We start from the raw sequence: 11,709 nt of genomic DNA, 5'->3' as shown, positions 1-11,709 counted from the left end.
GGCGGACCGGCCACCTCGCGACCCGGCAGCACTGCCCCGCAGCACGACCCAGCAACACGATCCGGCAGCACGACCCGTACGGTCACCCGGCCGCTACGGTTCGGCACCGCCTGCCCCCTTCGGGCACCACGGTCCTGTGCCGGCACACCCCTACGGCAGGGCGATCCCCGTGTCGATCCCGTCCAGCGCGTGGGAGCAGACGCAGTCGCGGCTGTCCGTGGCCGGCAGCCCGCCCACCGCGTCGAACAGCACCGACCGGAGCCGGTCCACGTTGGCCGCGAAGACCCGGAGCACCTCCTCGTGGGAGACGCCCTCCCCGGCCTCCGCGCCCGCGTCCAGGTCGGTCACGAGGGTCATCGTGGTGTAGCAGAGCCCCAGTTCCCGGGCGAGGACGGCTTCCGGATGCCCGGTCATCCCCACCACCGACCAGCCCATCGCCGCATGCCAGCGGGATTCCGCCCGGGTGGAGAAGCGGGGCCCCTCGACGACCACCAGGGTGCCGCCGTCCACCGGCTCCCAGTCCTGGCCGCGCGCCGCCGCCAGCGCCGCCTTACGGCCCTCGGGGCAGTACGGATCGGCGAAGCCCAGGTGCACGACGTGGGGTACGGTCCCGTCGGCGCGGGTCTCACCGTCGTAGTAGGTCTGCACGCGGTTCTTGGTGCGGTCCACCAGCTGGTCCGGGACGAGGAGCGTGCCCGGTCCGTACTCCGGGCGCAGCCCGCCGACGGCGCAGGGGCCCAGCACCTGGCGGACCCCGACGGAGCGCAGGGCCCAGAGGTTGGCCCGGTAGTTGATGCGGTGCGGCGGCAGGTGGTGACCGCGGCCGTGGCGGGGCAGGAACGCCACCCGGCGGCCCCCGATCTCGCCGAGGAAGACCGAGTCGCTGGGCTTGCCGTAGGGGGTGTCCACGGATACCTCGGTGACGTCCTCCAGGAAGGAGTAGAAGCCCGAGCCGCCGATGACACCGATCTCCGCGGAACCCTCGGTACCCGTACCGGAGCCCGTTTCCGACGTTTCCGTATGTGCGTTCGCCATGTGATCACCGTATCCGGAGGAGCGATTTCCGGGACGGACGTGACCGGACCCGCCGAGCGCGCACACGGAGGCCGGCACACGACCGGACCCCGCCGAGGGGCTCGGCGGGGTCCGGTGAAAAGCAGGGTGGTGCGGATGGTGCAGGTGGGGCGTACGTGGGCTCAGGCGGCCGACGTACCGCTCGACGACGAAGCCGGCGCGGGGGCCGACGACGAGGAGGCGGACGACTTCGTGTCCGAACCCGTCGACGTGGACGACGAGGACGAACCCGAGTCGGACGACTTCGAGGTCGACGAGGCCGGCGTGCTGCTCGACGAGGAGCCGCGGCTGTCGTTCCGGTAGAAACCGGAACCCTTGAAGACGATGCCGACCGCAGAGAACACCTTCTTCAGGCGTCCGTCGCAGCTCGGGCACACGGTCAGGGCATCATCGGTGAACTTCTGCACCGCCTCGAGGCCCTCGCCGCACTCGGTGCACTGGTACTGATAGGTCGGCACTTGCTCCTCCTGGCACTCTCACTCAATGAGTGCTAACGACGCTCCATACTGACGCATTCCGCGGGATCAGTCCACCGTGACCGGCTCTCGGTGACCGATCCCACGTGCCACCGTGCGGCCCGCGGACTTCGGTGCCAGCCGCGAGCGCAGGGCCAGCAGGGTCGCCAGCGCCAGTACGGTACCGGCCAGCGGGACCAGGAATCCGGTGCTCGCACCGCGGGCGTCGGCGAGTTGGCCCGCCACGGTCACCGCGGCCGCCTGGCCCAGCGCCACGGCGCCGGTCAGCCAGGTGAAGGCCTCGGTACGGGCGGTGGCCGGGACCAGCGACTCGACCAAGGTGTAGCCGCTGATCAGCGCCGGAGCGATGCAGAGGCCCACGAGCAGACCGAGTCCGGCCAGCAGCGGTACGGAGTGCACGGCCCAGAGGCCGGAGGCCATGAGGGTCAGCGCCACATAGCCGACGACGAGGCGGCGTTGCGGGCTGCTCTTCCAGGCGACGGCACCGCAGACGATGCCGGCCAGCATGTTGCCCGCGGCGAAGATCCCGTACAGCAGACCGTTCATGCCGGGGTGGCCGATCTCCTGGGTGAACGCCGTCAGCGAGACCTGCATCCCGCCGAAGACCGCGCCGATGCCCAGGAAGGCGACGATGAGGACCCGGACGCCCGGCACGGAGAGCGCCGAGGTGTGCGGCCGCTCGGCCGTGGCGGCGGGCCGGGGGGTGGGCTCGGTGGCGCGCTGCGCGGCGAAGAGCAGACCGCCGACCAGGGTGAGGGCGGCCTCGGTGATCAGTCCGGCCGCCGGGTGCACGCCGGTGCAGAGCGCGGTGGCGATCACCGGTCCGAGCACGAAGGTGAACTCGTCCGTCACCGACTCGAAGGCGGCGGCCGTGGACATCAGCGGGGAGGCGGGCCGGTCCGGGGTGGCCCCCAGCATCGCGGCCCAGCGGGCCCGCACCATCGGGCCGATCTGCGGGACCGAGGCGCCGGTGGGCACCGCGGCGGCGAACAGTGCCCACAGGGGCGCGTCCGCCAGCGCCAGGGCCACCAGCGCGCTGCCGGAGGCGGCGTGCAGCAGGACGCCGGGCAGCAGCACGGCCCGCTGGCCGAACCGGTCGGCGAGTTTGCCGCCCTGCGGGGCCACCAGAGCCATGGAGACGCCCGCGACCGCCGCCACGGCCCCGGCGCTGCCGTAGGAGCCGGTGGTGTGCTGGACGAGCAGCACGATGCCGATGGTCAGCATCGCGAAGGGCTGCCGTGCGGCGAAACCCGGAAGGAGGAAGGTCCACGCACCAGGGGTGCGGAGCAGTTGCCCGTAACCGGGGCGGTCGGTGACCGTGGTCGCCACGGTCCTTGCCTTTCTGCCGCCTGGTAGCGCTGCTTCCTGGCGCCTTTGTGGGGCGGGCCGGACGGAAGCGGCCGAGAGCTGTCCTCTTCGCGCGGAACTGCGGTAGATGCCGGGCGACTCGCTGCCAGCGGCGGAGAAACGCCGGGCGAAGAGACACCACGACCGCCATACGGTCGCGCCAGCTCTGCATCAGACAGAGTTGGTCGATCAGTGTGCCTTTATCGTACAGGCCGGGAAGCCCTGTGTGCCTGTGAATGTGCGCAGGGCTTCCCGGTGGGCCTGTGATCAGCGCCCTATAGGAGTGCGTCCTATGGGAGTGCGTCCTATAGGGGGGGGCGTCCCTTGGGGATGCTTCCTTGTCAGGGAATGGGCAGGTCTACTGCGGGCGTGCGGGCGTGCGGGCGTGCTGGCAGGTGATGCCTACTGCTGGCGCGCGCCGGCGCGAGGGGTGTCGTCCGCGAGTCCGGCCTTCCGCGCGGGGCTGTTGCCCGTGCCCAGCCAGCCGGCCAGCTTGCCGCCCTCGTCGATCGCCCGGAGCCGGGCCTCCGCCTGGTCGCGCACCGGATCGGTCGCCACCACCAGCAGCTCGTCGCCGCGCCGCAGCACCGTGGTGGGGGAGGGCACGAAGCTCTGCTCCTCGCGGACCACCAGCGTGACCGCGGCTCCGGGCGGCAGCCGCAGCTCGCCGACCTCGACGCCGTGCATCCGGGACTTCGCGGGGATGTCGACCGACAGCAGGTGGCCGCGCAGCCGCTCCAGCGGGGCGGACTCGACGCCCAGGTCGTCGGCCTCGGCCTGGTCGTCGGCGATCTTCAGCTTGGCCGCGACCCACGGCAGGGTGGGGCCCTGGATCAGGGTGTAGACGATGACGAGCACGAAGACGATGTTGAAGATCCTGGTGCTGCCCTCCACCCCGGAGACCATCGGGATGGTCGCCAGGATGATGGGCACGGCCCCGCGCAGCCCGGCCCACGACATCAGGGCCTTCTCGCGGGCCGGCAGCCGGAACGGCGCCAGGCTCAGGAAGACCGACAGCGGCCGGGCCACCATCGTCAGCACCAGCCCCACCACGACGGCGGGCCAGAAGTCCTGGACCAGGTCATGCGGGGTGACCAGCAGGCCGAGCAGCACGAACATGCCGATCTGGGCCAGCCAGCCCAGCCCGTCCGCGAAGCCCCGGGTGGCGGGCCAGTGCGGCAGCTTGGAGTTGCCGAGGATCATGGCGGCCAGGTAGACCGCCAGGAACCCGCTGCCGTGGGCCATGGCGCCGGCCGCGTACGCCATCACGGCGATGGCCATGACGGCGATGGGGTAGAGGCCGGAGGCGGGCAGGGCGACATGGCGCAGTCCGAGCGAGCCCAGCCACCCCACCGTGATGCCGATGGCGGCGCCGATGGCCAGTTCCAGGGCGATCTCGCCGATCAGGACGTACCAGTGCTCGACCGGGCCGACGGCGGAGAACGCGACGACGAGGATGACCACGGGGGCGTCGTTGAAGCCGGACTCGGCCTCCAGCACGCCGGTGATCCGGGACGGCAGCGGGACCCTGCGCAGCACGGAGAAGACGGCCGCGGCGTCGGTGGAGGAGACGACCGCGCCGATGATCAGGGCCTGGCGCCACTCCAGGCCGACCAGGTAGTGCGCGGCGGCGGCCGTGATGCCCACGCTGATGCCGACGCCGACGGTGGAGACCACCGCGGCGGCCGGCAGGACGGGCCTGACCTCTTTCCACTTCGCTCCGAGTCCGCCCTCCGCGAGGATGACGACCAGGGCGGCGTAGCCGATCACCTGGGTCAGCTCGGCGTTGTCGAACTTGACGTCGAAGATGCCGTCCTGCCCGAGGGCGATCCCGATGCCGAGATACAGGAGCAGGCTGGGCAGCCCGCTGCGCGAGGAGATCCGTACCGCCGCCACGGCGACGAGCAGGACGAGCGAGCAGACGAGCAGGAGTTCGTTGAGCGCGTGGACAGTCAGGGTCCGTTCCTTCCCTGCGTACGCCGGCCGGATCGTCCTCCGGCAGCCAGTACTTCGTTACCTTACCTAATCTTTAACGCTTTCTTGATGGGTTCCGCGTTCGTTCTTGACGGCTTGTGCGTTCGTTCCCGGTGGTTTGCGCGTTCGTCCGTGACGGCACCGGCGGGTGCCCGGTGAGGTCGGCGGGGCTTCGCGTGCCCGTACGAGGGATACGCGCAAATGGATGCATCCCTATACCGCGTCCGAGTGGCTTCTCGGCTGCGCCTATGGTTGCTCCTGCACCCCCAGGACCACCCTGCCCCTCGAAGGACAGCGATGCCCGCCAATACAACCGACTCTTCCGCTCCTTCCGACGCGAAGAAGCCCGGTAGGAAGAAGAAGGGGCGCCGCGTCCGCCTTCTTCTGCTCGTCCTGGTGCTGGCGCTCGTCGCGGGTGTCGGGTTCGGCGCCTACTGGTCCGTCTCGACGGTGCGGGCCTCGTACCCGCAGACCACCGGGACGATCACGCTCGAAGGCCTCTCCGGCGACGTGGAGGTCAAGCGGGACGCGTACGGCGTTCCCCAGCTCTACGCGGACACCGACGCCGACCTCTTCCGCGCCCAGGGCTTCGTGCACGCCCAGGACCGCTTCTGGGAGATGGACGTACGGCGTCATATGACGGCGGGCCGGCTCTCCGAGATGTTCGGCTCCGGCCAGGTGGAGACCGACGCCTTCCTGCGCACGCTGGGCTGGCGGAAGGTCGCGCAGGAGGAGTACGACAAGGTCCTGGACGACGAGACCAAGAAGAACCTCCAGTCGTACGCGGACGGCGTCAACGCGTATCTGAAGGGCAAGGAAGGCCGGGACATCTCGGTCGAGTACGCGGCGCTCGGCCTGACCAACGACTACAAGCCCGGCGCGTGGACCCCGGTCGACTCGGTGGCCTGGCTCAAGGCGATGGCCTGGGACCTGCGCGGCAACATGCAGGACGAGATCGACCGTTCGCTGCTGACCAGCCGGCTCGACCAGGCCCAGATCCGGGACCTGTACCCGGACTACCCGTACAAGACGCACCAGCCGATCGTCGACCGCGGCGCCGTCTCCCCGGTCACCGGGAAGTTCGACCCCGACGCCGCCCCGTCCGGCACCATCGGCTCCCAGACCGCGCAGGGCGCCACCGAGGGCCTGAACACCCAGCTCTCCGCGCTCGCCGACACCCTGGACGAGATCCCCGCGCTGCTCGGCCCCAACGGCAACGGCATCGGCTCCAACTCCTGGGTCGTCAGCGGCGAGCACACGACGACCGGCAAGGCGCTGCTGGCCAACGACCCGCACCTGGCGCCGATGCTGCCCTCGCTCTGGTACCAGATGGGGCTGCACTGCCGGGAGGTCTCCCAGTCCTGCCGGTATGACACCGCGGGCTACACCTTCTCCGGGATGCCCGGTGTGATCATCGGCCACAACAAGGACATCGCCTGGGGCCTCACCAACCTCGGCGCGGACGTCACCGACCTCTTCCTGGAGAAGGTCTCCGGTGACGGTTATCTGTACGACAACAAGGTGAAGTCCTTCGTCACCCGCGAGGAGATCATCAAGGTCGCGGGCGGCAGGGACCGGAAGATCACCGTCCGTGAGACGAACAACGGCCCCCTGGTCTCCGACCGCAGCAAGGAGCTGGACAAGGTCGGCCAGAAGGCCCCCGTCGGCAACTCCGCCCCCGACCGCGCCGACGGTTACGCCGTCGCGCTGAAGTGGACCGCGCTCCAGCCGGGCAAGTCCATGGACGCGGTCTTCGCGATCAACCGGGCCAAGGACTTCACCACCTTCCGGGCCGCCGCCAAGAACTTCGAGGTCCCCTCGCAGAACCTCATCTACGCCGACACCGAGGGCAACATCGGCTACCAGGCGCCGGGCACGATCCCGGTCCGCCTCAAGGGCGACGGCACGCTCCCCAGCCCCGGCTGGGACCCGGCGTACGGCTGGAAGAAGGAGCCGGTCCCGTTCGACGAGCTGCCCTACGAGTACAACCCGGAGCGCGGCTACATCGTCACCGCCAACCAGGCCGTGATCGACGAGAGCACCTACCCCCACCTGCTGACCAAGGACTGGGGTTACGGCACCCGCAGCCAGCGGATCAACGACCTCATCGCCCAGAAGATCAAGGGCGGCGAGAAGGTCTCGACCGACGACATGCAGAAGATGCAGATGGACAACACCAGCGAGATCGCCGCGCTGCTGGTGCCCGAACTGCTGAAGATCAACGTCTCCGACCCGAGCGTGCGCGAGGCGCAGAAGCTGCTGGAGGGCTGGGACTACACCCAGGAGCCCGACTCGGCCGCCGCCGCGTACTTCAACGGCGTCTGGCGCAACATCCTCAAGCTCGCCTTCGGCAACAAGCTCCCCAAGGAGCTGCGGGTCAAGGGCGACTGCATCAACGTGCCGCCGGCCAGGAACAGCGGCCCGGCCGACCAGCAGCACAAGCTCGTACGGGAGTGCGGCCAGCGCGACGGCGACTCCGCACAGCCCGACGGCGGCGACCGCTGGTTCCAGGTGGTCCGCGACATCGTCAAGGACCAGGACAACGAGTGGTGGAAGGCGCCCTCCCGGGGCCGCGAGCAGGCGCTGGAGAACCGTGACGACCTCTTTGCCCGGGCGCTGGAGGACGCGCGCTGGGAGCTGACCGCCAAGCTCGGCAAGGACATCTCCACCTGGAGCTGGGGCCGGCTGCACCGCCTGACGCTGACCAACCAGACCCTCGGCACCGAAGGGCCCGACCTGCTCAAGCGGGCGCTGAACCGGGGTCCCTGGAACCTCGGCGGCGGCGAGGCGGCGGTCAACGCCACCGGCTGGAACGCGGCGAGCGGCTACGAGGTCGTCTGGGTGCCGTCGATGCGGATGGTCGTCAACGTGGGGGACTGGGACAAGTCCCGCTGGATCAACCTCACCGGCGCCTCCGGGCACGCGTTCAACGCGCACTACACCGACCAGACGGACAAGTGGGCCAAGGGCGAACTGCTCGACTGGTCCTTCGGTACGGAGACGGTCGACGAGTCCACGGTCGACACGCTGACACTGAAGCCGTAGCCGTAGCTGTTGGCACGCTGATACTGCGGCTGCGGCTGCGGCTGCGGCTGGGGCTCAGGCGGTGAAGCGCCGGGCTCCGGCCGGGGTGACCACGGCGTCCACGGGGTGGTCGTGCGGTTCCACAGGGACCCGCGCGACCACCTCGTCCGCGTACAGGAGCACGATCAGCGCCGGGTCGGCCCCGGCCGCCGAGAGCCGGGCCAGCACCCGGTCGTAGCTGCCGCCGCCGCGCCCGAGCCGCATGCCCGCCCCGTTTACGGCCAGCCCCGGCAGCAGGACCGCGTCGGCCTCGACCACGGCCGCCGGGCCGAGCCGGGGCCCGTCCGGCTCCAGGAGCCCGCGCCCGGCCGGAAGCAGGTGCTCCGCGCCCCCGTACACCGCCCAGTCCAGGTCGTTGTCGGCCAGGAGTACCGGGAGCAGCACCCGGACGCCCCGCTCGCGCAGCGCGTCCAGCAGGGCCCGGGTCCCCGGTTCGCGTCCCACGGAGACATACGCGGCGACCGTCCGGGCGTCGGCCAGTTCAGCGAGCGCCAGGGCACCGGCCGCGAGAGCCGTGGCGGCCGCCGTGACGTCCTCCGCGCTCAGGCGGGCCCGGGCGGCGAGCAGTTCGCGCCGGAGAGCGGCCTTCTCGGGCACCCGCACAGGGCTCTTTCCGGACTTTTCGGTGTTCACCAGAGACTCACACAGTTCTCGTATGGGCATATTTAAGGACAAAGTTAGTGGCAGCTCATCTTCTGAGCGTGTGCAGCCGTTATGGTGCTGCGCATGACTCAGTCGCCCTCCAGGATCAGCAAGGCCGTCATCCCGGCAGCAGGTCTCGGCACCCGGTTCCTGCCCGCCACGAAGGCCACTCCCAAGGAGATGCTGCCTGTCGTCGACAAGCCGGCGATCCAGTATGTCGTCGAGGAAGCCGTCGCGGCCGGACTCTCCGACGTACTGATGATCACCGGCCGGAACAAGCGTCCCCTGGAGGACCACTTCGACCGCAACTACGAGCTGGAGTCGGCCCTCCAGAAGAAGGGTGACGCCGACCGGCTGGGCAAGGTCCAGGAGTCCAGCGACCTGGCCACCATGCACTACGTGCGCCAGGGCGACCCCAGGGGCCTCGGTCACGCCGTGCTGTGCGCCGCCCCGCACGTGGGCGACCAGCCCTTCGCCGTGCTGCTGGGCGACGACCTGATCGACCCGCGCGACCCGCTGCTGGCCCGCATGGTGGAGATCCAGGAGCGTGAGGGCGGCAGCGTCGTCGCGCTGATGGAGGTCGACCCGGCCCAGGTGCACCTGTACGGTTGCGCCGCCGCGGAGGCCACGGTGGACGGCGACGTCGTCCGCGTCACCGGCCTGGTCGAGAAGCCCGAGCCGGCGGACGCGCCCAGCAACCTCGCCGTCATCGGCCGGTACGTCCTCGACCCGGCCGTCTTCGACATACTGCGACACACCGAGCCGGGGCGCGGCGGCGAGATCCAGCTCACCGACGCCCTCCAGCTGCTCGCCCAGGACGAGAAGATCGGCGGCCCGGTGCACGGCGTGGTCTTCAAGGGCCGCCGCTACGACACCGGGGACCGCAGCGACTATCTCCGGGCCATTGTCAGACTCGCGTGCGAACGTGAAGACCTGGGGCCGGACTTCCGGACCTGGCTCCGCACGTACGTCACCGAGGAGATGTAACCGCTGTGAGCAGCACGATCTGGTCGGTGGACGAGCATCTGGACGACATCCTCGCCACGGTGAGGCCGCTCGAACCCATCGAGCTGCAACTGCCCGACGCCCAGGGCTGCGTCCTCGTCGAGGACGTCGTCGTGGAGGTGGCCCTGCCGCCCTTCGACAACAGCTCGATGGACGGTTACGCGGTGCGGATCGCCGATGTCGAGGGGGCGAGCGAGGAGTTCCCCGCCGTCCTCACGGTCATCGGTGACGTCGCCGCGGGCAGCACCGGACTCGCCGACGGCCGGGCCGTGGGCCCGGGGCAGGCCGCCCGCATCATGACGGGCGCCCCGCTGCCCGCCGGGGCGGAGGCCGTGGTCCCGGTCGAGTGGACGGACGGCGGTACGGGCGAGGGCCCGGCCGCCGCCATGCGCGCCCACTCCGACGCGCCGGAGGGTGCCACCGGGGAGGTCCGCGTCCACCGGGCCGTGGAGGCCGGCGCCCACGTCCGTGAGCGCGGGAGTGACGTCCGGCCCGGCGATCTGGCGCTGCGCGCGGGCTCGATCGTCGGCCCGCCGCAGATCGGGCTGCTCGCCGCGATCGGCTGCTCGACCGTCGTCGTACGGCCCCGCCCCCGCGTCGTCGTGCTCTCCACCGGCAGCGAACTGGTCCAGCCCGGCGAGAAGCTGACCGGCGGCCGGATCTACGACTCCAACAGCTTCGCGCTCACGGCCGCCGCCCGCGACGCCGGAGCCATCGCCTACCGGGTCGGCGCGGTGACCGACGACGCCGAGACCCTGCGCGCCACCATCGAGGACCAGCTGATCCGAGCGGACATCCTCGTCACCACGGGCGGCGTCAGCGTCGGCGCGTACGACGTCGTCAAGGAGGCGCTCTCCTCCGTCGGTGACGAGGACGAGCCGGGCAGCGGGATCGAGTTCCGCAAGCTCGCCATGCAGCCGGGCAAACCGCAGGGCTTCGGCTCCATCGGCCCCGACCACACCCCGCTGCTGGCCCTGCCGGGCAACCCCGTCTCCAGCTACGTCTCCTTCGAGCTGTTCGTCCGCCCCGCCATCCGCGCCCTGATGGGCCTGACGGACGACCTCCACCGCCCCACGGTCCGCGCCCGGATCAGCGCCGACAAGGCGCTGACCTCGCCCGCCGGCCGCCGCCAGTTCCTGCGCGGCAGGTACGACGAGGAGGCGGGCACCGTCACCCCCGTCGGCGGCTCCGGCTCCCACCTGATCGCCGCCCTCGCCCAGGCGGACGCGCTGATCGTGCTGCCCGAGGAGACCACCACCGCCGAGCCCGGCACGGAGACGGACGTGATCCTGCTCCGCTGACGGCCACCCGGTGGCGGTACTATCTGCCGCCGTGCCTTCCGGAGGACCCTCTCCGGGCCGGGCCGACCGGTGCCCCTACCGCTAGGCGGAGTGAGTTGAGTACGCAGAACAGGCTGACGCACATCGACGAGGCGGGCGCGGCCCGCATGGTGGACGTCTCCGAGAAGGACGTCACCACGCGCGTCGCCCGCGCCAGCGGCCGGGTCCTCGTCTCGCCGCGCGTCATCGAACTGCTCCGGGGCGAGGGCGTCCCCAAGGGCGACGCCCTCGCCACCGCGCGGATCGCCGGGATCATGGGCGCCAAGCGCACCCCGGACCTGATCCCGCTCTGCCACCCCCTGGCCGTCTCCGGGGTCAACGTCGATCTGGGCGTGGCCGACGACGCCGTGGAGATCACGGCCACGGTGAAGACGACGGACCGCACGGGCGTCGAGATGGAGGCCCTGACGGCGGTCTCGGTGGCAGCCCTGACGGTGGTCGACATGGTGAAGGCGGTCGACAAGAGCGCGGTCATCACCGACGTGCGGGTCGAGGCGAAGTCGGGCGGCAAGTCCGGCGACTACCGGCGCCCGGCGCCGGAGGGCCCGACGGGACCGCACGCGTGACGCCGCCGCACGGCCCGGGGACGCCGGGCGACGAACAGGCGGGGCGCGCGCCGGAGCGCGGAGAGCCAGGACACGGGCAGTCGGCGCACGCGCCGGGCCATGCCACCCCAGCGCCCGCCGCCCCGCCCGCGCCCGCGCACACCCCCGACCCCGCCGCCGCCCGCGGACCCGGGCCCGGAGCCCCCGCCCACGGACAGCCCG

The 11,709-nt window shown here is 71.2% G+C and carries 9 protein-coding genes; 4 read left to right on the top strand and 5 right to left on the bottom strand.

From position 1 onward, the window contains the following. Nucleotides 1-150: 150 nt before the first annotated feature. The 4 genes from ACQ9ZG_RS12955 to ACQ9ZG_RS12940 form a co-directional block, all read right to left on the bottom strand. The gene (locus ACQ9ZG_RS12955; protein ID WP_028417502.1) at nt 151-1,035 is read right to left on the bottom strand and encodes an S-methyl-5'-thioadenosine phosphorylase; all 885 of its coding nucleotides are present in this window, start codon (nt 1,033-1,035) and stop codon (nt 151-153) included. Between the two features lie 161 nt (nt 1,036-1,196). Further along, nucleotides 1,197-1,532, bottom strand: coding sequence for an FmdB family zinc ribbon protein (locus ACQ9ZG_RS12950; RefSeq protein ID WP_109915099.1), 336 nt, complete (start codon nt 1,530-1,532; stop codon nt 1,197-1,199). A 66-nt stretch (nt 1,533-1,598) separates the two neighbouring features. Further along, nucleotides 1,599-2,879 (bottom strand): MFS transporter, encoded by a 1,281-nt coding sequence (locus ACQ9ZG_RS12945; protein WP_018492690.1) that lies wholly within the window; start codon nt 2,877-2,879, stop codon nt 1,599-1,601. A gap of 420 nt (nt 2,880-3,299) precedes the next feature. Then, nucleotides 3,300-4,793 carry a potassium/proton antiporter gene (locus ACQ9ZG_RS12940; RefSeq protein ID WP_258312120.1) on the bottom strand — a complete coding sequence of 498 codons (1,494 nt, stop codon included), beginning with the start codon at nt 4,791-4,793 and terminating at the stop codon, nt 3,300-3,302. A 375-nt stretch (nt 4,794-5,168) separates the two neighbouring features. Here ACQ9ZG_RS12940 and ACQ9ZG_RS12935 point away from each other — a divergent pair, with 375 nt between their 5' ends. After that, the gene (locus tag ACQ9ZG_RS12935; RefSeq protein WP_109915101.1) at nt 5,169-7,916 is read left to right on the top strand and encodes a penicillin acylase family protein; all 2,748 of its coding nucleotides are present in this window, start codon (nt 5,169-5,171) and stop codon (nt 7,914-7,916) included. A gap of 54 nt (nt 7,917-7,970) precedes the next feature. Here ACQ9ZG_RS12935 and ACQ9ZG_RS12930 read toward each other — a convergent pair whose 3' ends face one another. Next, on the bottom strand, nt 7,971-8,588 hold the full coding sequence (locus ACQ9ZG_RS12930) for a 5-formyltetrahydrofolate cyclo-ligase (RefSeq protein WP_499280524.1): 618 nt from the start codon (nt 8,586-8,588) through the stop codon (nt 7,971-7,973). 93 nt (nt 8,589-8,681) lie between these two features. Between ACQ9ZG_RS12930 and galU the strand changes: the two genes are divergently transcribed. From galU to moaC, 3 genes are all read left to right on the top strand, one after another. After that, nucleotides 8,682-9,584, top strand: a complete 903-nt coding sequence (galU, locus tag ACQ9ZG_RS12925; RefSeq protein WP_028417506.1) for a UTP--glucose-1-phosphate uridylyltransferase GalU — start codon at nt 8,682-8,684, stop codon at nt 9,582-9,584. A 5-nt stretch (nt 9,585-9,589) separates the two neighbouring features. Beyond that, nucleotides 9,590-10,903, top strand: coding sequence for a molybdotransferase-like divisome protein Glp (gene glp, locus ACQ9ZG_RS12920; RefSeq protein WP_499280522.1), 1,314 nt, complete (start codon nt 9,590-9,592; stop codon nt 10,901-10,903). A gap of 95 nt (nt 10,904-10,998) precedes the next feature. Further along, complete coding sequence (gene moaC, locus ACQ9ZG_RS12915; protein ID WP_028417508.1) at nt 10,999-11,508, top strand: cyclic pyranopterin monophosphate synthase MoaC; 510 nt, start codon at nt 10,999-11,001, stop codon at nt 11,506-11,508. The last annotated feature ends 201 nt before the right edge of the window (nt 11,509-11,709 follow it).

The sequence above is a fragment of the Streptomyces araujoniae genome, from assembly GCF_050871195.1.
Classification (GTDB): Bacteria; Actinomycetota; Actinomycetes; order Streptomycetales; family Streptomycetaceae; genus Streptomyces; species Streptomyces bacillaris.
Note: the sequence above shows the minus strand (reverse complement) of the source record. Positions and strands in the feature narration are given on the sequence as shown.